The 21,857-nt window shown below is 45.1% G+C and carries 18 protein-coding genes; 3 read left to right on the forward strand and 15 right to left on the reverse strand.

Annotated features, from left to right (window positions below):
* Positions 1 to 64: 64 nt before the first annotated feature.
* The 3 genes from B3Q63_RS10925 to B3Q63_RS10935 all read right to left on the reverse strand — a co-directional run bounded on the left by B3Q63_RS10925 (position 65) and on the right by B3Q63_RS10935 (position 5,210).
* A complete protein-coding gene (locus tag B3Q63_RS10925; RefSeq protein WP_296176586.1) occupies positions 65 to 1,633 on the reverse strand; it encodes an FGGY-family carbohydrate kinase in 1,569 nt (522 codons plus the stop codon).
* A 29-nt stretch (positions 1,634 to 1,662) separates the two neighbouring features.
* Positions 1,663 to 3,351, reverse strand: a complete 1,689-nt coding sequence (locus B3Q63_RS10930) for a glycerol-3-phosphate dehydrogenase/oxidase (RefSeq protein WP_296176588.1) — start codon at positions 3,349 to 3,351, stop codon at positions 1,663 to 1,665.
* 95 nt (positions 3,352 to 3,446) lie between these two features.
* The gene (locus tag B3Q63_RS10935; protein WP_296176590.1) at positions 3,447 to 5,210 is read right to left on the reverse strand and encodes an FAD-binding oxidoreductase; all 1,764 of its coding nucleotides are present in this window, start codon (positions 5,208 to 5,210) and stop codon (positions 3,447 to 3,449) included.
* A gap of 589 nt (positions 5,211 to 5,799) precedes the next feature.
* On the opposite strand from B3Q63_RS10935, the gene guaA reads away from it, so the two are divergent.
* A complete protein-coding gene (gene guaA, locus B3Q63_RS10940; protein ID WP_296176592.1) occupies positions 5,800 to 7,419 on the forward strand; it encodes a glutamine-hydrolyzing GMP synthase in 1,620 nt (539 codons plus the stop codon).
* 79 nt (positions 7,420 to 7,498) lie between these two features.
* On the opposite strand, the gene B3Q63_RS10945 is transcribed toward guaA, so the two are convergent.
* The 8 genes from B3Q63_RS10945 to B3Q63_RS10980 all read right to left on the reverse strand — a co-directional run bounded on the left by B3Q63_RS10945 (position 7,499) and on the right by B3Q63_RS10980 (position 15,526).
* Positions 7,499 to 8,332 (reverse strand): HNH endonuclease, encoded by an 834-nt coding sequence (locus B3Q63_RS10945; protein ID WP_296176594.1) that lies wholly within the window; start codon positions 8,330 to 8,332, stop codon positions 7,499 to 7,501.
* Between the two features lie 192 nt (positions 8,333 to 8,524).
* Complete coding sequence (locus tag B3Q63_RS10950; protein ID WP_296176596.1) at positions 8,525 to 9,529, reverse strand: YhdH/YhfP family quinone oxidoreductase; 1,005 nt, start codon at positions 9,527 to 9,529, stop codon at positions 8,525 to 8,527.
* Between the two features lie 55 nt (positions 9,530 to 9,584).
* Positions 9,585 to 10,565, reverse strand: coding sequence for a zinc-binding dehydrogenase (locus B3Q63_RS10955; protein WP_296176598.1), 981 nt, complete (start codon positions 10,563 to 10,565; stop codon positions 9,585 to 9,587).
* Between the two features lie 307 nt (positions 10,566 to 10,872).
* Positions 10,873 to 11,850, reverse strand: a complete 978-nt coding sequence (locus tag B3Q63_RS10960; RefSeq protein ID WP_296176602.1) for a zinc-binding dehydrogenase — start codon at positions 11,848 to 11,850, stop codon at positions 10,873 to 10,875.
* 393 nt (positions 11,851 to 12,243) lie between these two features.
* Positions 12,244 to 12,831 carry a GDYXXLXY domain-containing protein gene (locus B3Q63_RS10965; RefSeq protein WP_296176604.1) on the reverse strand — a complete coding sequence of 196 codons (588 nt, stop codon included), beginning with the start codon at positions 12,829 to 12,831 and terminating at the stop codon, positions 12,244 to 12,246.
* The gene (locus B3Q63_RS10970) at positions 12,828 to 14,009 is read right to left on the reverse strand and encodes a DUF4401 domain-containing protein (RefSeq protein ID WP_296176606.1); all 1,182 of its coding nucleotides are present in this window, start codon (positions 14,007 to 14,009) and stop codon (positions 12,828 to 12,830) included. Before B3Q63_RS10970 ends, B3Q63_RS10965 begins: the two co-directional genes overlap by 4 nt.
* Positions 13,999 to 15,156: a DUF2157 domain-containing protein gene (locus B3Q63_RS10975; protein ID WP_296176609.1), complete on the reverse strand. Its 1,158-nt coding sequence runs from the start codon at positions 15,154 to 15,156 to the stop codon at positions 13,999 to 14,001. Before B3Q63_RS10975 ends, B3Q63_RS10970 begins: the two co-directional genes overlap by 11 nt.
* 115 nt (positions 15,157 to 15,271) lie before the next feature.
* Positions 15,272 to 15,526, reverse strand: a complete 255-nt coding sequence (locus B3Q63_RS10980) for a DUF2798 domain-containing protein (protein ID WP_149490298.1) — start codon at positions 15,524 to 15,526, stop codon at positions 15,272 to 15,274.
* 282 nt (positions 15,527 to 15,808) lie between these two features.
* Between B3Q63_RS10980 and B3Q63_RS10985 the strand changes: the two genes are divergently transcribed.
* Positions 15,809 to 16,516, forward strand: a complete 708-nt coding sequence (locus tag B3Q63_RS10985) for an aspartate/glutamate racemase family protein (protein WP_296176613.1) — start codon at positions 15,809 to 15,811, stop codon at positions 16,514 to 16,516.
* A gap of 49 nt (positions 16,517 to 16,565) precedes the next feature.
* Here B3Q63_RS10985 and B3Q63_RS10990 read toward each other — a convergent pair whose 3' ends face one another.
* Positions 16,566 to 18,146: an MATE family efflux transporter gene (locus B3Q63_RS10990; protein ID WP_296176616.1), complete on the reverse strand. Its 1,581-nt coding sequence runs from the start codon at positions 18,144 to 18,146 to the stop codon at positions 16,566 to 16,568.
* 261 nt (positions 18,147 to 18,407) lie between these two features.
* On the opposite strand from B3Q63_RS10990, the gene B3Q63_RS10995 reads away from it, so the two are divergent.
* Positions 18,408 to 19,355 (forward strand): alpha/beta fold hydrolase, encoded by a 948-nt coding sequence (locus B3Q63_RS10995; protein ID WP_296176618.1) that lies wholly within the window; start codon positions 18,408 to 18,410, stop codon positions 19,353 to 19,355.
* Positions 19,356 to 19,425: 70 nt separating this feature from the next.
* Here B3Q63_RS10995 and B3Q63_RS11000 read toward each other — a convergent pair whose 3' ends face one another.
* From B3Q63_RS11000 to B3Q63_RS11010, 3 genes are all read right to left on the reverse strand, one after another.
* The gene (locus tag B3Q63_RS11000; protein ID WP_296176621.1) at positions 19,426 to 20,469 is read right to left on the reverse strand and encodes an NAD(P)H-dependent flavin oxidoreductase; all 1,044 of its coding nucleotides are present in this window, start codon (positions 20,467 to 20,469) and stop codon (positions 19,426 to 19,428) included.
* Between the two features lie 267 nt (positions 20,470 to 20,736).
* Positions 20,737 to 21,114, reverse strand: a complete 378-nt coding sequence (locus tag B3Q63_RS11005) for a DsrE family protein (protein ID WP_296176625.1) — start codon at positions 21,112 to 21,114, stop codon at positions 20,737 to 20,739.
* A 191-nt stretch (positions 21,115 to 21,305) separates the two neighbouring features.
* Positions 21,306 to 21,848, reverse strand: a complete 543-nt coding sequence (locus tag B3Q63_RS11010) for an acyl-CoA thioesterase (protein WP_201564213.1) — start codon at positions 21,846 to 21,848, stop codon at positions 21,306 to 21,308.
* Positions 21,849 to 21,857 lie beyond the last annotated feature (9 nt).

Consider the following 21,857-nt stretch of genomic DNA (forward strand, 5'->3'; position numbering starts at 1 on the left):
TCTCCGTTATTATTATCTTAAGCTTGAGTCTATAGAAGTAATAAAGTTAACTTAGAGGCTTTATTCACTTTGCAGGATAACCAGTAATATCTTGAATGCTTTGATATAAAGGTTTTAGGCGCTCATACATTTTTAGATAAACCTCATTATAAAGGCGTTTGTAGAGTTGGACATTGGCCTCAATAGGTAAGAATTCATCGCCTAAATGAGTCATTGCCTCACTTGCAACCGCATGATCGGGATAGACGCCGATTCCGACTGCGCAGTTGATGGCAGCGCCTAAACCTGAAGCCTCGTAAGTGTGCGGGCGATAAGCGGGCATACCAAAGATATCGGCAGTAAGCTGCATCGCTGAGTCACTTTGGGAGCCGCCACCGGAGACACGCAGGTGTTTAATGGTTTTGCCCGTGCGCTTTTCAATGGTATCGAAGCCCAGTTTTAGCTCGTAAGCGAGCCCCTCTAAGATAGCGCGATAAACATGCGCCCGCGTGTGCACATCGCCAAAACCAATGAGCGCGCCTTTACCTTCAAGTCCCGGATGACGGACGCCGGGTGACCAATACGGCTGCATCATCAGCCCCATACAACCGGCCGGAATATCTTTGACTGCCTGATCGAGGAGTTTTTCGGTATCGATGCCTTGCGTCTTTGCTAGCTGCTCTTCATAGTGAGCAAATTGCTCTTTAAACCAGCTAACCATCCAAAAGCCACGATAAATCATATACTCATGATTGTAGTAGTTCGGCGCAGCAGCAGTGTAGGCGGGCATATGCTTAAGGATTTCGACGTAATTGCTTGACGTGGTATTGATAGTCGCAGTAGTGCCAAAGCTTAAACAGGCAGTGTCGGCTGCCAGACCAGCAGAGCCTAAAGCTTCGCAAGCTTTATCGCTAGCGGCAGCAATCATCGGCGTGCCCTCTAAAATCCCCGTGGCTTTAGCTGCCTTTGCGCTGATATGACCAAGTGGCTGACCTGGCGGCACTATCTTAGGCATTTGCTCAGGTCGACAGCTGAATAAACGCCATTTAAGATCTTTAGGTTTTAGCCATGTTTGCGCTTTATAGTCATAAGGCAGATAACCTAGGGCATGACCAGTGGAATCGGCTAATTCGCCTGTGAGTTGATAGGTCAGGTAAGCAGATAGATTGACGTAATGGGCGGTCTTTGCCCACATCTTTGGCTCATGGTATGCAAGCCAATTACAGCGGGCTTTTTGCTGCGCCTCTTGTACCAGTTCGCCCATGCCGATAATTTTGGTTAGTGGGTTTAAAAAACCAATATCGTTGGTTTCGCCGCGGCGTAAATCCATCCAAACAATAGCAGGACGCAGTGGCTGCTTGTCTTTATCCAGACATATCATGGTATAGCGCTGGGTGGCGAGACTGACGCCCGCGATTTGCTCAGGGCTTATAGCGCTGGTGTGCCACAGTTGCTGACAAGCCTCGCTTAGCTTTTGCCAATAATAATCGGCATGTTGCTCGGCAAAATTGGGCTGGAGAGAGAAATACGGCTCGATAGGGACGCGGGCTTTGGCAATCTCGCTGCCAAACTGATCAAAGATAAGCGCTCTGACGCTTTGGGTACCATTATCAATGGCTAAGAAATAAATAGGGTTATCAAGGTTCGTGGTCATAGTCGTCCTTAACTATGTAGTCATATAAATTAAGCTGCAGGCAAATGGTAGTAGCGCTGCCACAAGTCCCGATAGCGAGCAACTTCTTGTTGCCATTTTTGCTCATTCCAGCCGAGCTCTTGCTGACATATTTGCTTTAGTCTTGTGCTGATAAGCGGCGTCATTGCGCCATACGGCAGGATTAAACCCAAGCGTGTCCGTCGCAGTAATAAATCATCTAAATGAATAACCTGCTCATGGCGCGCGGCAAAACGAATCTCTGCCCAAATGGTGTTGCTGTCGGTGACATAAGCCAGCTCTTCGTCATGCGCTAGCTCTAGGAGAGTATCAAGCTGGCGACCATAAAACCCTTGTAAGCGTTGTTGTAGAGCTTTTGGTAAAGTAGAAAATTTAGGATTGGTTGGTGTGGTATCGCTAAAGACGTGATCGCCATTTATGGTTTGATTTTGAATGACAGATTTATCGAGCGCGAGCACTTCTTGACACTTTTCAAGGACATCTAAAGCAATAAGGCGAAAGGTTGTTAGCTTGCCGCCGCTGACGGTCACCAGATTACTATCGAGCCACACGCTGTGGTCGCGCTTTTCTTTACTAGGGCTCACGCGCTTACCGTCACCGCCGTCAGATATCAGCGGACGCACGCCTGCCCACGTACTGATGACATCTTCTCGATTAAGGTCGGCATCACTAAAAAGATCGTTAGTCGCAGCTAATAGGTAGTCGACCTCGTCATTAGTAATACCAACTTCACTATCGCCCAAGGGTGGATGATCCAAATCAGTAGTGCCAAGGACAGTACGGTTTTCCCAAGGAAAGACAAAGACCGCTCTTTTATCGACAGGATGCAAAAAGGTATAGGCTTGCTTAATTGGCAAACGCTCTTTGCTTACGACCAAGTGGCTACCGCGTGACGGACGGATTTGTTTATGAAAGTTTTGTTCGGTTCGCTTGCTGGCTTGCATACGTAAGGTGTCAGCCCAAGCGCCCGTGGCACTGACCACCACTTTGGCGTAAACATCGTAACTTTGAGCATTACTATGAGCATTGTCTTCAGAAGAGGTATCTTTGAGTGTTGCGCCTACCACCAAGCCTTGTTCATTGGTAATCAACGATTCTGCTTTTAGGTAGTTAATCGCCTGCGCGCCGTCGTTCATTGCCTCATCAAGTACGCGCATCACCAGCCGCGAGTCGTCGGTCACCGCATCGCTAAATTGACTGGCTCCCAAAAACTTATCTTGCTTGATATGCGGATTTAGGCTTAAAAAAGCCTCTCTTTTAAAGTAGGTAAAATAACGCTTACCCGCAAGCCTATCGTAAACTCGTAGCAAGGTATTGAATATCCATGGCGGTGGAAACTTGCCTTTATAATGCGGCATAACATAGTGCATCTCATTCACAAGGCCACTCGCTTCACTGAGCATACGTTCACGCTCACGCACGCTAAGCAAGGTGGTTTTGTAATCACCCGAGGCAATGTAGCGTAGCCCGCCATGTACCATTTTACTAGAGCGGCTGGACGTGCCCCAAGCAAAATCTTTTTGCTCAATTAATAATACTGCTAAACCGCGCCGTGCCGCTTCGCGAGCAATCCCAGCACCTGTGATACCGCCACCAATAATCAGCATATCCCAAGGTTTCACTTGAGACGAGCGATGAGATAAAGGCGCTAGTGCTTGCTGACGTTGCTGGCGTTGCTGATGGGGCTTAGTAGGGTTCATAAACGGTCTATCTCACATGACATTTAAAAGAATCAATGACATAAAATGCGTAAGTTAATTAATGGGGCTAAGGCCACCTTTTAATCCTCAATCTTTTAATCTTCGATTAAAACGCCCGGATTCATACGCTGTTCAGGGTCTAGGCTTTTGAGCATATCATGAGTCACTTGAATGCCGAGCTTCCCTTTTTCAGCAGCTAGATAAGGCGCATGATCACGGCCAACGCCATGCTGATGCGATATCGTGGCTGTACCATTGGCCAAACTTAAACTGGCTGCCTGTTTGATTTTTTGCCAGCGTTTTAAGGTTGTGACGTGGTCTTTAGCTGCGCGAAAGAAGTAGGTGGTATAAAGACTAGCGCCTTGCTTATAGACGTGTGAGATATGGGTAAAGGCCATAACGTTTTCGCCTTCATCTGACAAGGCGTTTCTCACCGCTTCTTGCATCTGCTGCATCTGCTCGTCGATGTTGTTCCAGTTTGTTGCCGTCTCAAAGGTATCGACCATGATGCCTTTGTCCCATAAGGTGCCACGCAAGTAAGGGAATTTAAAGCGTCCATGCGCCCACACGCTACCCATAATATCGGTGATTTTACCAGTGACACTACCGTGCTGCTTCAACAGCTTATTAAACTGCGTTAGCGCCAATTTATTCTGCGCCTTATCGCCTGATACGCCGTAAGTGAGCATAACCTTATCTGAGCTCAGCCCGCGCGCTTTTAGATAAGTGCTAATGGCTAAAAACTGGCTCGGTGACGTGCCTAAATGTAGATGCGCATCAGTTTCGACAGCATTACTTAAACGTAGCATGGACAAGCGAACATTTTTTTGCACGGCTTGTCTAAGTACTTCTTTACCAGCTTCCCAATTGGGTAGGAAAGCCACTTTAAACAGTTCTTCCTCAGGCTGCGGCTGTACGCGCATTTTGACTTCGGTAAAAATACCAGCACGACCTTCGGTACCCATCAACATCTCGCGCAAATCAGGCCCTGCTGATGACGCCGGAATATCAGCGATATTAAGTACACCCTGCGGGGTGACCAACGTACCGCCCGCAAACATCTGCTCGATACGCCCGTAGCCCAATGACTGCTGACCACTAGAGCGCGCGGCAATCCAACCGCCAAGCGTTGATAGCTCCCAAGACTGCGGATAATGCCCTAAGCGGTAACCCTGTGCGTCCAACTGTGCTTCAACCGCTGGCCCTTGTGTACCCGCGCCAAAGGTTGCAATTTGGCTCTCGGTATCTAAATCGATAAGCTGATCCATCTTACTCATGGCAATGGTGAGTACTGGGCGTGAGCCCTTTTGTGGATTGATATGTCCAACGACTGAGGTGCCGCCGCCAAAAGGAATGACGATAAGGTCGTGATCGTGAGTCAGTTTCAATAAAGTCTCGACATCAGCGGTCGATTCGGGAAAAGCAACACCGTCAGGGAACACTTCAAAGTCGCCGCTGTGCATGGCTATCCAATCTGGGAAGCTTTGACCGCGTGCGTGTCTGAGTCTCACTTCTTTATCGATAGATACGGTTGCAAGCTTAGTCATCGCAGCAGGCAGGCGCGATTTTGGCACAGTTTTTAGCACATGCTGTAAGCTGACAGAGGAGAGTTTTTTGGTTTTGCCGATATGTGATTTGATCAGCTTTGCGCCATGTGACGAGACTTTCTTATTGATACTGACATTGCCCCAGCCGTTCCAGCGTGTCTGCTCAATAGGGGTATTGCCGGACATGCTATTGGATACATCAGTAAGGATGTTATCTTTTGCAGGGGTATCTAAAACGAGGCTGTCAGCGTCATTAATAGTCGCTGCGGTAGGGGTGGGTTTTTTACCAATAAGGGATTTTATTTTGCTCATAGGGACATACCTGTCAATTTATTATATAGTCAAACTTTATATAAATCGGACATGGGTCAGGCGCGCGCAGTCTACTATCCTGTAGTCATTTCACTCGTCTTCCCTGTATCCAAATTATCTTGAACCGACTATCACTTTTATTTAGGGTGAGATTTAGGTCTGGTTTTCATAATCAGGAGCAATTTAACGATAGCTGAACGACTGATAATTAGCTTGAACCAACCCTGCTAAATCTATCGTGTTAAAGCCAAATTGCTTATTCTCTGAGCATAGCACAATATAAACGAAAAATTTATACAAACTCGTCATTTGTATAATAAAAATTCATACGGTAAGCATGATTGTTGCATTCTGATGAATTAACAAACTCTCGTTATGTCCTTTATTAACTCTTAAAATTGCTACCTTTCTCTTTTGACTCTTGTCTTTATAACATTCAAATAATCCTTAATATCAGTATTCGCTATCAATAAATATTCATAACCCTCAATAACTCGCAAAAAACGTGAATAATTAACCATCTAATAGCCATTAATGGGCGCAAACTTGTTAAAATAGGGCACTAATTTTTCTTGATGGACATCGATTTATGACCACTGCCGCTGCCACTCCTGCATTACCTACTATCAAGCAAGACCGTATCCTCATTCTCGATTTTGGCTCGCAGTACAGCCAGTTAATCGCTCGCCGTGTGCGCGATTCTGGCGTTTTCTGTGAGATGTTCCCTTATGACATCGACACTCAGCGTATCCATGATTTTGGTGCCAAAGGTGTCATCCTATCGGGTGGTCCTGAGAGCGTGCATGCTGAGAATAGCCCGCGTATCAACGATGCGGTATTTGAGCTTGGTGTACCAGTACTGGGCATTTGCTACGGTATGCAGGCGATGGCAGATCGTTTCGGTGGGCAGGTTCATGCCAGTGATATCCATGAGTTTGGCGCCGCGACGATTGAAGTTAATGGTCAGTCGCAGCTCACTGATGGTATTGAAGATAGCGTGACGGACAGCAACACCGCTAAGCTAGATGTGTGGATGAGTCATGGCGATAAGGTCATCGAAGCGCCACAAGGTTTCGATATTATCGCCAGTACGCCAAGCTGTCCGATTGCGATTATGGCCGATGATGCCAAACAGTACTATGGTCTACAGTTCCATCCTGAAGTGACGCACACTCTACAAGGTCAAGCGTTATTGGGTCGTTTCGTACATCAGATTTGCGACTGTGCGGGTGATTGGACGCCAGACAATATCGTCGATATGCGCGTGGCACAGTTAAAAGAGCAAATCGGTGACAAGCAAGTATTGCTCGGACTATCGGGCGGCGTGGACAGCTCAGTCGTTGCAGCACTATTGCACAAAGCCATTGGCGATCAGCTGACTTGTGTGTTTGTGGATAATGGTCTGCTACGTCTGCATGAAGGCGATCAGGTCATGCAAGTTTTTGCAGAAAACATGGGCGTAAAAGTCATCCGTGTTGATGCCGAAGATTTGTTCTTAGATGCGCTAGCAGGCGAGTCTGATCCAGAGAAAAAACGCAAAATCATTGGTAAAACCTTCATCGACGTGTTCGCTGATAGTGCGCGTCAAGTGAGCGAGCAGAGCGATGGTAAAGTTGTTGAGTTCTTAGCACAGGGTACGATTTACCCAGACGTTATCGAATCAGCGAAGTCGCATCAAGGCAAAGCCCACGTGATTAAGAGCCATCATAACGTCGGCGGTTTGCCAGATGACTTGGCGTTTGAGTTGGTCGAGCCATTACGCGATTTGTTTAAAGATGAAGTGCGTAAACTTGGTATCACACTTGGATTACCAGCAAAAATGATTTATCGTCATCCGTTCCCAGGTCCAGGTTTGGGCGTGCGTATCTTGGGTGAAGTGAAAAAGGAATATGCTGATATCTTACGTCAAGCCGATGCAATCTTTATGGCAGAGTTAGAAAAATCAGGCTGGTACGATAAGACTGCGCAAGCATTTGCGGTATTCCAACCAATCAAATCAGTCGGCGTGGTTGGTGATGGCCGCCGCTATGCGTGGGTGATTGCGCTACGTGCGGTTGAGACTGTAGACTTTATGACCGCGCGCTTTGCCCATCTGCCGTATGATTTGATTGAGACGGTATCGAATCGTATCATGAATGAAATCGCTGAAGTTTCACGTGTGACTTATGATGTGTCGAGCAAGCCACCTGCGACGATTGAGTGGGAATAATCTCTACTTAATCTTTAGCTGAAACAAAAAAAACACTCAACTTGATTGGGTGTTTTTTTTTGGTTCACTCTTAATTATATTACTTGCTCAGAGCTACTTCGATAGTAGCAACTTTGTTTATTAACTGATTATTAAATTCTAAACAATCCAAAGAGTAGTGCGCTTTTCGATGACAGGTAGGGCACAATGCGATGACGTTTTGAGGTAAGTCCGCACCACCATCTGCCAACCTAGTTAGATGATGGACTTCCAGATAAGGTCCAGATTTAGTTTCAAATGGAGCTATCTCATTACATCCCTCGCATATACCATTAGCTCTTTTTTTGGCATACAGCTTAATTGCTGTACTACGGTTTTGAATAGATTGAATTTTTTCTTGAGTGCTTGCGTGGGTTGGTGTTGAACTTAAGGCAATTTCTCGTAATTGCTGTAATGACTTACCTTTACTAGGCTTAGTGATATAAACGGCTTTAGGGGTTTCAACTGAATTTATACTACTTGTTATTTCTTCAATATTCTTAACGTCTAAGCGAAAAACAATAGCATCACGTAACTCACCATTTCTATCATTTAGCTTTTCTATACGATCATCTATGTAATTGCAAAGACCCACGAAATTGTAGCCGGTTTCAACCTTTTCAAAAAGATATATACTCTTTCTATTTTTTTGATGGTCACGAATGGCTAAATTCCCTTTGGTCATTTTCATGTCACCTTCTTGACCTTCACCTGTATAGTTAAAAACGCCTTCTTTATTATAACCATCAGTGTATCCATACTGTTCACCGTTGTTGCCGGTAAAGATGAATATATAAGGAAATTTGGCAGGGGTAGAAATACCCCCTCGTTCCTGTCCTCCATATTTACTATGTATATCAGAACGACGGTTATAGATTTTTCCTATTTCAAACACTATGGCTTCCTTATTTTTTTATTAAGCTAATAGAGTTTACTATAGTTGATAAGTGTTTTTATGGTTCTTGCATTAAATCGCAATTTTTGGAGTTTATAAAAGTCTATTATAAGATTTAAAAAAATAGCGGTGCTCTCCAAAGTAAAGAACACCGCCACTGCTTATAAAATTTAGCTGTTAAAAACCTAAGCTTTAACCCCGCACATTCACCACATAACGCCCAACCGTTTGACTCGCCATAAAGCGATCTAAATACTCAGGTGTCTGCTCTAACGTAATCTCTTCGCAGTAATTCTCTAAATTAGGCAACTTCATATCGGTAGCGACACGCTGCCAAATAGCCTTTTTATCAGCCAGTGGAATATAGACCGAATCGATACCGAGTAGGGACACCGCGCGGGTGATAAATGGCAGTACCGTCATCGAAAACTCGGCACCACTCGCCAAGCCGCAAGAGGTAACCGCACCGCCCGCTTTGGTTTGTTTGAGCAAGTTGGCTAGATAATCGCCACCGATGGTATCAATAGCGTTTGCCCATAGCTCACGACCGACAGGTTTATCACCGATTTCATTGATGCTATCGCGATGACGGACTTCGCTTGCGCCAAGCTCTTTTAGATAATCGCTTTGCTCCGGCTTACCTGAGAAGGCGATAACCTCATAGCCAAGCTGACTTAATATGGCGATGCTGATACTACCGACGCCGCCCGTTGCACCCGTGACCGCGACTGGTCCGTCTTCAGGTTTTGCGCCCATTTTCTCTAACTTTTGCACGCTTAAGGCTGCGGTTAAGCCGCCCGTACCGTAAATCATCGCTTCTTTTAGCGTTAAAGAAGATGGGCATTCGACCGCCCAATCGGCAGGGATAGATATCATTTGACTGAGACCGCCATCGGTATCCATGCCCAAATCATAACCAAAGACCACGACCTCTTGGCCTTCAGAAAACGTGCCAGACTTATCACTGACCACCACGCCTGCGGCATCAATACCAGGAGTGTGCGGGTAGTTTTTGGTGATTCTTTTATTTCCCGAGGCTGACATCGCATCTTTGAAGTTTAACGATGAGTAATGCACTTCGATTAATAAATCATTTTCAGGCAAGTCACTGACGTTACGCGTTTGGATGCTTTTATCGAACGTACCGTCGCTGGTTTCTTCGACTATTAAGGCTTTAAAGGTTTTGTTATTCGACATTGTCTGAATCCTTTTGTATTGCTCTTTTATTTGAGTGGATTTATAACGAACTATATTAAGGTTTTAACAACACTTTGCCCTTTTTGCCAGATTGCACCTTACCAGATACCGCTTCTTTAATATTATCCAGCGTATAGATGCCGCCTGTTGGTAGCTTTAATTTACCGCTGGCAGCGCGCTCGATAAGCTCTTTTATCAAACGGCTTTTATTATCCGCATCCATCTTTTGCATCAATGCACCACCCCAAAAGCCTTTGAGTGTCGCTTGCTTAAAGATGAGATGAGTCGGATTCAGCGCGAGTGGCTGACCAGACATCCCGCCTACCGCTGCCATGATACCACCATGACCGAGTAAGCTTAGTAAATCACCACCAGATTGACCGCCGACAGAGTCGACTGCGCCGCTTATTTTTGCATCACCGATAATGTGACGGACTTGATCTTTCCAGTCGTCATCATCGCTCACCACGTTGTTTTCAGTGATACCAATCTCAGTCAGCTCGTTTGCTGACTCTTTACTACGCACGACATTGATGGTATTGATGCCGCGCTCAGCAGCCAACATCGCAAGCGATTCGCCAACTGCGCCATTGGCGGCGTTTTGAATGACCCATTGATCTTTTTCTAGTTCTAAAAACTCAATGAGCATCAAGGCGCTCATCGGCATGGCGATAAGCTGCGCGGCCATTTCATCGTCGATGGCGTCCGGTATAGGGATGACACTGCTAGCAGGGGCGGTGAAGTATTCGGCCCACGTGCCTTCGACACCGGTGACCACCACACGCTGACCCGCTTGCATACCTTTGACGCCAGCGCCGATAGCCTCAATAGTACCCACGGCTTCGCTGCCAGCAAGTGCGGGCAGTTTTGGCTTGGTGCCATATTGACCTTGGATAGTGATGAGGTCGTGGTTATGGATAGAAGCTAGAATGGTTTTGATACGGACTTCGTTATCTTTTGGCTCTGGCATTGGGCTGTCAGTGATGGTTAATACGTCTGACGGTTTGCCAAATTCGTTATAGGTTGCGCTGCGCATCTTTATATCCTTTTTTATTGTTAGATAAATATCGTTGATTGTTCATTTTGAAACGATGATGATTAATCACTCATCAACCTTAACAAGTAGGGCTTGATACCCGCAACCTGACTTTGGTAAATGAACGTTGCCCGCTGTTTAGAACGGTAAAATGTTATAAAAAGGTGCAAGCTGAATAAGGTGCAGAGTTATAACCGCAAAATAAGCCATAAAAAATGGCAGCGTTCTTATTAGAAAGAACGCTGCCATTATCTCAATAAAAGGAAGAATAAAACGAAGGCTAGCTAAATGATAAATTAATGATAGTTTAAGGTTTTAGTAGTACCTTACCTTTTTTGCCTGACTGCAATTTGCCATCGACAGCTTTGGTGATATCAGCTAAGTCAAATACGGCTTCGACAGGCAGGTGCAATTTGTCACTGGTTGCCCGTTCGATAAGCTCATCGATTAAGCGCTGTTTATTCTCGACACTCATCTCTTGGCTAATTTTACTGCCCCAAAATCCTTTCACGATGGCTTGTTTAAAGATTAGATGCGTCGGATTAAGCACCATTGGCTGACCTGACATGATGCCAAAAGAAGCCAAGGTGCCACCATGACCGAGCAGCGCTAATAAGTCACCGCTTGCTTCTCCGCCGACAGAGTCGACCGCTGCGCTGATGCTATCATCGCCGATGATTTGTCGGACTTGCTCTTTCCAATCGTCATCTTCGGTATTGATGTTATTTTTGATATCAAGGGTGTCTAACTCTTTAATCGCATCGCTACTGCGTACCAGATTAATGGTATTAACGCCGCGCGCGGCAGCCAACATCGCAAGTGATTTACCAACGGCACCATTTGCGGCGTTATGAATAACCCATTGACCGCTTTCTACTTCTAAGAATTCCAGCAGCATTAAAGCACTGAGCGGCATGGCAATTAACTGCGCCGCCATTTCATCTTTTAAACTATCAGGGACAGCAAAGACCATATCGGCTGAGGCGACAAAATACTCTGCCCACGTTGCTTGCACACTGGCAGCAGCCACACGCTGTCCCAATTTTAAGTCTTTAACGTCGCTACCAACGGCGTCAATAATACCTAACGCTTCGCTACCGCCGATAGCCGGCATCTCAGGCTTAAAGCCATATTTACCACGAATGGTGAGTAAGTCATGGTTATGAATGGAGGCGAGAATGGTTTTGACGCGGACTTCATTAGCCTTGGGCTCTGGGATAGGGCGGTCGCCGAGGCTTAATACTTCAGTTGGTTTGCCAAATTCGTTATAAGTTGCACTACGCATGATAAATCCTTTTTTAATTTTTAAGTCTTTTCCAAATGTTTTTTAACGAGCTAGTGAATTTGCAGCCATCAACAGTAACAAACCCTGCTTACTTATCGCAATATCACTTTGGTAAAGCAGGGTTGTCATCGATTGACAGTTATAAAGGTTTTAGCGCGACAATTGGTAGCATTTACAGCAGCATTGATTTTGAGTTATTAGCAGTTTGCGCTGTATAGTTAGTTCAATATAAAAAAAGGCACGTTAAAAATAGCCTGCTGCTGGGATAAATTTTTCTTGCTTGCTGTGCGCTTCGCACTTTTCGATGCTTCGCAAAATTTATCCCAACAGCCCTGTATTCTTTTTGACTTGAATCAACTATATTAGGCTACTTTATATTAATCCCTTTTTGGATTAATCATTTTTTGGACTAATCACTGCAAAATCGTCGTCGACCAAATTGGTCAGTAGCGGCTCCCCTTTATCATTAACCCGAAATAGCCCATATTCTGCCGCCTCAAACGCTTCGCCATGACCTTCTTGGAAGAAAAAAGCATTGGTCGCAAGCTGCATTGCGCCGTTACGGATACGATAGTGAATCGCCATCTCATTAGTCGCTAGATTTTTAGGCTGATTAGCCGCTAAGCGCATAAACTGTGCGACTTTATTGTTATCTAAGGCAACAATGACATAGCCATCTTCATTAGTAGGATAGCTACCGGGGTCTCTATTTAAGGCGGCAAATACGTCACGCTCTAGCGCATAGCTAAGCGTCATATAGTCGCCTTGCATAAAGCCGCGTGGATCAACAGGTGCAAGCGCTAATAAGACAGTATCGCCAGTCGCAAGATGGGCTTCATATTTAATAATATTCCTCGTCATCACCACCAATACGAGCGCCAATCCAAGGAGGGCAATAATAATCGTGACTGCCGGTTTTTGTAGCCAATGCGCACTCGATGTGCCCTTAATCAAGCGCTTGGTCAAAATTTTATTATTCATGACAGCCGCTCCTGATTGTCGTTAGCATTCGGTTTTATATGCGCAAAATAGCCTTTGATAAGCACCCAGCGCAGCAGTAATAGCGCGATACCGATGACAAGCATGGAAGTGGATTTGACCAATAAAGAAGTATCGAGCTGATAGTAATACCAAAATATATAACCGACCAAGGCAATAATGCCCATTCCTAACAGCACGCGTTGGCTATTGGCAGTGGCGATAATGATAATCAAACTGGTGGCCAATAAGCCTGAGACATAAATAGACATTATCCCAAGTAATACAATCGCAGCGCTAATGAGTAGTCCTGCTGCTGATAGTAGTTTGATGTGATAGCGCTTTAAAATGAAATAAGCGGCATAAAGACTGGCAAGCGTTAATAGCCCTTGTGCTAGGTAGTAGTTATAGCTAAAGGCTTCACCGTAACTATCAAGGCTATCAAAGCTATTGCCATATTCAGCAGCAATAAAATAGACGGAAATATTGAGCAAAACATAGGCGCTCGCATAGCCAATAGCATTGATGATTTCTAGAGCGTTCATTCGCCATTTGTGTGGGATAAATGCAGCTAGCCTATAGCGTTGTAAATGAGTCACGCTAGTGATTAATGCCAATAATCCTAAGCTTACTTCGGATAAGTGATAATAATTTAATAAGTAAAATAGGCAGCTTAAGGCTAAGGTTGCGCTCAATAAACGATAGATAAAATTGGCTATTACAACAGTCATCAACAGTTGTACAAGGAGCAATAGCACTATATTGAGTGGCTCTGTAATTCCACTCGCCAGTAAAGCATAGGCAATATAACCTTGACCTGCTAGCGTAATCGCAAAGGCTAAACTATTCCAAAAAGCGCTATGGCGCAAGCGGGCGTTATAAAATAGAAACCCGCCAATGCCGCTTAATATGCCGCCAATAATAAATACCGCTAGCGTACTATCCAGCAAACCGGTGTTATCTAATAACAAGGTTAAAAACCCTATAAAAAACAGACTGGCTAAAATACCGCTCATACCAAAAAGTAAGCTTATAAACCATGGGCTGCGCGCTTCAGATGCTGCATTATTCAAAAGCTTATAATTGACGTTTTGCGCGTCGATGAGTCCCTGCTGTTGTAATAGTACAAGGTCATAATGTTGTTCGTTATGGTTGATATTATTATTCATCTCATTGTTCATCGCTGTTCCCCTTGATTATAGTATGAGGAGCAGTGTCATCGTTCTTGATACGGGCAATTTTACGTAGCCACATAACTGCCGACGAGCTCATGCCAATAAGTACCAAGGCTAATATCAAAAACCCACCCGCGTCAAAACCCTCCAACAGCCATTTACCGACCCAAAACATCACCACAGTAATGATAGAAAATGACAAATAAGTCAGCATCAGTAAATCAAGACGGCGCTGATAAAAGTGCCAAAATATAAAGCCGCACCAACCTAACCATACTAGGATAGCGATAAGCGTTGCCCAGATATCGCCATTATCAAAGACTGTGACAATCGCCAGATACGTCATAAAAAACGTACTTAATAAACCGACGACATAAGTACTCCATTGCAAGCTGGATTTGGTTTGTGAGCTGTTTGTTTTAGAGTTATTTAGAGGATGTTTAAGGTCATTAGCGGTTATATCAGCAGTGGACTTTTTAGGATTAATACGATTGAAAAACTTGCTAGCAATGTAAGGTTTTTTATTGTCGCAGCTAATAAGCCAACTATAAAAGGCAATGAAATTAAATAGCGCAAGGATGGCTACTTGAGAGACGTTTTGCAGGCGATGGTCGATAAGTTGTAGATTTGCGACATCCAAATAGAGTAGCAAACAGGCATTGATTAACCCTAACCACAGCAGCCACAATGTAGGGAAGCGAGCGATAAGCACCCAAGGCGTAATCAATAGCGCCCAGCCAAAAAACAGCTGCCAGGTATCAGCGCCCGTTTGATACACTTGCCCAAATAGCGCCAATAAGCTACCGGTGATAATGCTAGCAATGAGCAATAATAACTGCCGAATCAGCTGAAACCGTTGTCTAAGTTTCCTAAAAGACAGTGCTACGTAAAGCGCGATGGTAATCGCCAGCGCCCCTTCAACCAAGGCAAATTTACCCATCTTGCCGATGTTCTGCCAGTTATAGGCGATAAAGAACACAAGGGATAGTACCAGCGCCACCGTGCCAATAATCAGCAGCGCTTTATCAAAAAATATCAGCCAAGTGCGTTTGCTTGGATAGACTTCTAGGTGCGTTGCTGCCGCCTCGGTATTTTCGAGAGGGAGAAGACCTTGGTGTAGTAACTGCTCGATAGTACGCCGTGCTTGGCTCATAGTCGCCTCTGAATAAAAACAGTTTGTCGCTTATCTTAGCTGTTTTTATACTGGCATAATGTACTAAAGTTTATAACTTAGCATCTTTTATAACTTACTAACCTTTATAAAGGCGTTAATAAAACTCAATGCGGCTTAGCAGGTGCTCTTGGATTAAATAGGCACAGATATAAGCGCTCGGCCAAGCAACCATAAAGGCATACTTCCATGAATGAAACAGGGTAGTAAAGAAACCTTCGACAAATCCTACGTTAATCAGTAGCAACGCCGTCGAGATAATCGTCGACATCATCAGCGCCATTAAAAAGGTGAAAATCAGCCGATAGTATTTGCGCCGCGTGCGTATTCTGACGGTCGGGAATTTTGCCATAACGTTCTGTTGTCCTGCATGATGAGAGCCACGCTTAAATAGTATTGTAAACGTGATGTGTTGCGATGAGAAAGGATGAAATGCAGCAGTGCTAGTGCTTGTCAGCGACTATGATATCGCGTGATGGGGGCGAGGTAAAATGGTTATTATAAATAATAAGATTCGTTATATCTTAACGACGACTCTGCTGTTTTTAAAAAGAATAATATTCGAAAAACAGCAGACTAAAGAGGTTTGGTTTTGCTACGCTAAATAAGATTAAAAAATAAAGGGTACAATGAAATGGCAGCTAAAAAACAGCGAACCTTAGGTATCATCGGCGGGATGAGTTGGGAGAGCACTGAAAGCTATTATCGGCTGATTAATGAGGGCATTAAGGCAGAGTTAGGTAGTTTGCATTCAGCGGATTTGCTGATTCATAGCGTTGACTTTGCGCCGATTGGCGAGCTGCAAGCACAAGGCGCGTGGGATGAGATGGGCGTGATATTAGCCAATAGTGGCAAACGTCTGCAAGCTGCTGGCGCGCAAGGCTTATTAATTGCCACTAACACCATGCATAAAGTCATCGATGACGTCCAAGCCGCGACCAATCTGCCGATTATTCATATCGCTGATGCCACAGCTAAAGCTATTCAAGCACAAGGTTTGACTAAGATTGCGCTACTCGGTACGCAGTTCACCATGACGCAGGACTTTTATAAGCAGCGCCTTATTGATACTGGTTTGCAAGTTTTGGTACCAGAAAATGATGCACGGGCAGAGGTGCATCGGATTATCTATGATGAGCTGTGCCAAGGGCAATTTCTTGATAGCTCACGCCAGTATTATAGCCAAGTCATTAAAGACTTAGCCAATAAAGGTGCAGAAGGCGTCATTTTAGGTTGTACCGAAATTGGACTGCTTATTCAGCAAGCAGACAGCCCAATAGCCGTATTTGATACCACCGCTATTCATGCCGCGGCGGCGGTGGATTTTTTACTCAGTCATTGATTTTAAAACACTTGAGCTTAAACCCATTGAATTTACTATCTATAAACCCCTATAAACCACGCGATGAGCGTTTATGCTTTCTTCTCATACGGTGTTTTTGCAGGCGTTTTTGTAGCCGACGATGCAATCTTGTGATACGGCGTATAGGGGACAGTTTCCACACAGTCGTCGGTAAAATATCACGAAACGATGCACTAGTGCCGGTATGCGCGCGAAACTCCTCAGACCTTTGCGCAGCTTCCTCTGCGGCCAAGTGTTTGCCTTTGCGCCAGCCGCCGTACAGATATAGTCCCGCCCCCATCACAGCGGTCGCTACCATACCTGCTGGAAACGATAGCCAAAGCGCATCGGTGCCGAGTAGGGGATAAAGCCCGAAAGCAAAGCCAAGACGCACCGGATACATTGAAATCACCATAACGATCAGCGGCCAAATCACATAGCCATTGGCACGCATGGTACCGAACAGCACTTGCGCTATGCCAAAAAAGACAAAGCCCCATGTCGCCATTAATTGGATATGTCGCCCAATCGGCACCGCTTCGCTGTCACTACCGAGGAAAAGCCCCAAAATAGTGTCATCAAAAATGCTCAGCACTCCAATCATAGCGCCCGTTAATATCACGTTAAAGATAAGCCCCCAACGCGTGATACCTGCAACCCTATGCCATTGATTGGCACCGATGTTCTGTGCAACCATCGCACTAGCAGCGGCACTTAGCGCCATTGCGGGCATCTGCACATAGGTCCAAAGCTGCTGGGTTGCGCTATAAGCCGCCGTCGTTTGTACGCCTTCGCGGTTGATTAACGATAGCATCGTCAACGCTGCTGAGGAGATGACGATCATTTGTAGACCCATTGGCAAACCCTTTGCAAACATTGACTTTAAGATGTCTCGGTCTGCACGCAAAAAGCGCAGCTCTGGCAATTTAAGTGTCAGCACAGAGCCCCGCAGGTACATAGTAACGACCATGCCAATCAGCGCTAGCGTGTTGGCGACGGCGGTTGCGAATGCCGAGCCAAATATGCCCCATTCGGGAAAGGGTCCTATACCCAAAATCAGTACTGGCGTCAAAATCAGGTCAATAATCACCGATATAATGATAAACCAAAGCGGCGTTGTAGAATCGCCCGTCCCGCGCAGTGCCATCATTATCAGCGTAAAGGTCAGGGTGACGGGCATGGCAATGAAAATCATCCGCAGATAGGTCAGGGCAAGGTCTAGCGCACTTGGCGGCGTACCAAGCAGATCAAGAAGCAGCGGGGCAAATATCCACCCTCCTGCCGACACCAATATACTGATCGGAATAATGCTACCCAGCGCCGTCCCCATGGTTTTCTTGACGATGGCATCGTCACGACTACCCATGGCCTGACCAATTAAAATAGTAGAGGCCATACCAAAACCAAAAACAAAGGAGATCAGGATAAACATCAAGATATTGCCGTTCGCCGTCGCGGCCAACGCCTCTTCACCTAAAAATCGGCCCACCCAGACGGCATTAATCGAGCCGTTTAACGACTGGAGGGCTGATGATCCAAGTGTTGGCAAGGCAAACAGCAGCATCGTTTTGGCAATTGACCCCTCGGTGAGGTCGCGCTGTTTACCAGTGGAGGTATTTGTTTTACTCAATGTTGATCCTTTTGCGTTATCTAGGGCTGACTGAACGAAAATGCTTATCATAAACCAGAAAGCTTGTGCCTTCTTTACTAGAGCTGTATGAGAGCTGTAAACTCTCGGCAAACTTTATGATTATTTAACTGTCATTTTTTATATGATTGTCATACAGTTTAGAGGTGAGGATAATTGCTATAACTGCTTAAGTCTAAAATAAGCTTGTGCTAGGATTATGATTTTTAATTCATTCTGCCAGCTGCTAACAAGGAAATCTCAATGCTATTAAAACGCCTAGGCCTTGCCGCGCTTTTTAGTCTTTCTATGGTCGGTTGTACCACTGCGCCCAATACCTTAGCGGTCAATACCACGCAAAAGATTATTCAATATGAGCGCTCAAAGTCTGATTTAGAAATCAAATCGCTAACGCTAGCCTCTGGCGATAAGATGGTCTATGCAGAAAACGGCAACGTCACTGGCGAGCCTTTATTACTGATTCATGGTTTCGGCGGTAATAAAGACAACTTTACCCGTATCGCGCGTCAGTTAGAAGGCTATCATCTGATCATTCCTGATTTACTTGGATTTGGTGCGTCGAGCAAACCGATGGGCACCGATTATCGCTCGGAGGCGCAAGCAACGCGCTTGCATGAGCTGCTACAAGCTAAAGGCCTAGCAGCCAATATTCATGTCGGTGGCAACTCGATGGGCGGCGCTATCAGTGTTGCTTACGCCGCGCTTTATCCTAAAGAGGTCAAAAGCTTATGGCTCGTCGATAGCGCGGGGTTTTGGTCGGCAGGTATTCACGAAGCACTTGCAGGCGCAACGTTAGAGAACAATCCGCTGTTGATTAATAGTAATGAAGACTTCTATAAAATGTACGATTTTGTCATGTATAAGCCGCCATATCTGCCAAAATCGGTCAAAGCGGTGTTTGCCCAAGAACGTATCGCTAATAAAGAACTGCACGCCAAAATTCTCGAGCAAATCGTCAACGATAATGTCGAAGAGCGTGCCAAAGTTATCGCACAATATAAGATTCCGACGCTAGTGGTGTGGGGCGAGAAAGATCAGATCATCAAGCCTGAAACGGTCAAGCTGATAAAAGAAATCATCCCGCAATCAGAAGTGATTATGATGCCAGAAGTTGGTCATGTACCGATGGTCGAAGCACTTGATAAGACTGCGGATGACTATAAAGCGTTTCGTGAGAAGCTTAATAAGTAATAATCTCGATTGAATAAGTTGGTTTAAATTAAGGTAGGCTGGGTTAAAAACTTAGCCTACCTTAATTAAACTATAGATCTTTTACTAAGCGCTCTAGCAATTCAATCGTGCTCTCTTGCCTGACCAACGCTACCCCTTGTCCTGCCCATAAAGATTGATGTTCTGCATCAAGGTTGTTTTTCGCATGGGCACGCAGGTCTTTGGTCATGGCATTTAATTGTGGGTAGGGCGGTAGCTCATGCGCGCTCTCAAACTGGCTAAAGTCACGCAGATAATCGTTTAACAACCCGCGTGCTTGCTTACCTGAAAACAGCCGCGTTAAACGTGTTTCGCTACTACGCTTATCTTGACTGGCATCGAGTAGCGCTTGTTTATAAATATCATTGATACCGCATGTATCGGTAGTCAAAAATGCCGTGCCTATTTGCGCCAGCTCAGCACCTGCTGTTTGAATCGCCTTGATAGCTTGCCCCGTCATAATCCCACCTGCTGCAATTAAAGGAATATCAGTGCAAGCACGCGTTTGACTAATCAGCGTCAATAATCCCATTGGATCGTTTGCGCTTTGTGGCAACCAGCCACCGCGATGGCCGCCAGCTTCTGCGCCTTGTATACATACCGCATCGACGCCAATATCTGCCCACGCTTTTGCTTCCAATGGATGATTGGCAGTACCGATGACGCGCGTGCCTAAATCTTTTAAACTCTGCACTTGCTCGGCGCTGATAATCCCAAAGGTGAAGCTAGCGACAGGAACTGGATTGTCATACAGCACTTGTAGTTGTTCTACAAAGCTTAGCGCAGGACGTTTAGGTAACGCCATTTCGATATTGTTTTCTTGATAGTACTTAGTTAGCCAAGCAGGAATTTCACTATCCAAGGTATTAGAATCATGCTCGGATAACACCATTAGATTAATCATAAAAGGGCGGTTGGTGAGCGATTTGAGAGTATTAATATGGTCATTTAAAACATCTGGCGCCGTCGTGCCACTTCCCAATGAACCCAGACCACCAAAGTTACTGACCGTCGCTGCCAGCTCAGGCGTGGTGGCCCCTGCCATCGGTGCTTGCACTATAGGATAGGTTAAATCAAAGGTATTTAGTAAGGTCATGACCGGCTTCCTTGTTATTTTATGAGAAAATTGGCATGACTTACTTTAGCAAAGCTGAAGGGATTACGTGTGAGATAATGTGTATTTAGTTGCTGAATAGGAAGGGTGGGTTTGACTATAAGACTGTTGCTAATACTTATCGTTCAAAATGGGGATAAGGTCAGAAATCTAGCATTTAATGCCAAAAAATAAGTCAGCTCTTAAGTTATCAAAAGATAATTAAGAAAGCCGACCCATTTTTATAAACTATTTGCTTAGCTTAAATGCTTAATTCAACTGCAAAGAGCCTTTCGCATTCATTAGCAGCTCAACCACGTCATCACCACTGATGACGGTAAAGTGTTTATCAATGGCAGATTCTTCTACACCATTGTGTTTCATACACGCGCCGCAGACCAATACTTGACCACCTTTTTCAATAAAGGCTTCTAGCAATTCGCCCGCAGGTTCAAATGGCGCGCCAATATTGACGTCATCTAAAGCGTTCGGTAAGGCCAAATGTACCGCATCTACCATCAATATCACCGAGGCAGAGTGACCTTTTTTAAGCGCGACACCTGCCATAGTAAAGGCTAAGGTGATTTTACTTGGGTTTGAGTCACTATTATCAAATAATGTTCCGACATAATCCGTATTATTAACCATGTTATTTTCCTTATTAGACTGTTTTTTAATTAAAAAGTATTCAGTTGAGTAGGGAACTCACTACTATCCTAACATTTACTATATGTATTTATATAATGTCTTGTTAGAAAATAGTAGCTATACAGTAGCTATAAGGTTACGTAGTTGTGAATATTTGCTTGTGACTTACCAATACCGTTGAATAATTGGCTTTAAGCTTGCGGCGGCCACGGGCGGTCGGCATCACTGACTATCCATTCTGCCACATAGCCGCTCGGCGGTAGCTGCCAATCCGCTTGGTCTAACGCCGCTAAGATACGCGAGGTCTCGATGACTTTGCCGCCTTCGGTGACGCCGGTACGCAGTAGGGCCGATGAGCAAGGTTTGCCCTTTACCCACATCGACTGCTCGATATATATCCAGCGCTCATCGAAACCGACGATATGAGTTTTCATCGTTACTTTATCAAAGGCGCGAATGCGTTTGCGATATTGGATGGTGCTACCAGCAACGACCAAACCCCAACGCTGCTTGAGCAGTTGGCTACCAAGCCCGCTCCGTACCGCAAAATCGGTACGCCCCAAATCATAAAGGGTCAGTACGCGTCCGTTATTCATCTCTAAAAAATTATCAATGTCCGTCAAACGACAGCGAAAGGTAATCTCGCTGGTATCTTTAAACGTTAAGGTATTGCCTTTTTTTACTTGCAGCGCGGCATGGGCGATGGTGCTGGCATAACGGATAAATGGATACATAGCACAGTC

It is taken from the genome of Psychrobacter sp. UBA2769 (genome assembly GCF_002352555.1).
GTDB classification, from domain to species: domain Bacteria; phylum Pseudomonadota; class Gammaproteobacteria; order Pseudomonadales; family Moraxellaceae; genus Psychrobacter; species Psychrobacter maritimus.

Bases quoted from the DNA above. Each gene is read 5' to 3' on its own strand.
- B3Q63_RS10925 (WP_296176586.1), bottom strand. From the start codon at position 1,633: ATGACCACGAACCTTGATAACCCTATTTATTTCTTAGCCATTGATAAT.
- B3Q63_RS10930 (WP_296176588.1), bottom strand. From the start codon at position 3,351: ATGAACCCTACTAAGCCCCATCAGCAACGCCAGCAACGTCAGCAAGCA.
- B3Q63_RS10935 (WP_296176590.1), bottom strand. From the start codon at position 5,210: ATGAGCAAAATAAAATCCCTTATTGGTAAAAAACCCACCCCTACCGCA.
- guaA (WP_296176592.1), top strand. From the start codon at position 5,800: ATGACCACTGCCGCTGCCACTCCTGCATTACCTACTATCAAGCAAGAC.
- B3Q63_RS10950 (WP_296176596.1), bottom strand. From the start codon at position 9,529: ATGTCGAATAACAAAACCTTTAAAGCCTTAATAGTCGAAGAAACCAGC.
- B3Q63_RS10955 (WP_296176598.1), bottom strand. From the start codon at position 10,565: ATGCGCAGCGCAACCTATAACGAATTTGGCAAACCGTCAGACGTATTA.
- B3Q63_RS10960 (WP_296176602.1), bottom strand. From the start codon at position 11,850: ATGCGTAGTGCAACTTATAACGAATTTGGCAAACCAACTGAAGTATTA.
- B3Q63_RS10965 (WP_296176604.1), bottom strand. From the start codon at position 12,831: ATGAATAATAAAATTTTGACCAAGCGCTTGATTAAGGGCACATCGAGT.
- B3Q63_RS10970 (WP_296176606.1), bottom strand. From the start codon at position 14,009: ATGAACAATGAGATGAATAATAATATCAACCATAACGAACAACATTAT.
- B3Q63_RS10975 (WP_296176609.1), bottom strand. From the start codon at position 15,156: ATGAGCCAAGCACGGCGTACTATCGAGCAGTTACTACACCAAGGTCTT.
- B3Q63_RS10980 (WP_149490298.1), bottom strand. From the start codon at position 15,526: ATGGCAAAATTCCCGACCGTCAGAATACGCACGCGGCGCAAATACTAT.
- B3Q63_RS10985 (WP_296176613.1), top strand. From the start codon at position 15,809: ATGGCAGCTAAAAAACAGCGAACCTTAGGTATCATCGGCGGGATGAGT.
- B3Q63_RS10995 (WP_296176618.1), top strand. From the start codon at position 18,408: ATGCTATTAAAACGCCTAGGCCTTGCCGCGCTTTTTAGTCTTTCTATG.
- B3Q63_RS11000 (WP_296176621.1), bottom strand. From the start codon at position 20,469: ATGACCTTACTAAATACCTTTGATTTAACCTATCCTATAGTGCAAGCA.
- B3Q63_RS11005 (WP_296176625.1), bottom strand. From the start codon at position 21,114: ATGGTTAATAATACGGATTATGTCGGAACATTATTTGATAATAGTGAC.
- B3Q63_RS11010 (WP_201564213.1), bottom strand. From the start codon at position 21,848: ATGTATCCATTTATCCGTTATGCCAGCACCATCGCCCATGCCGCGCTG.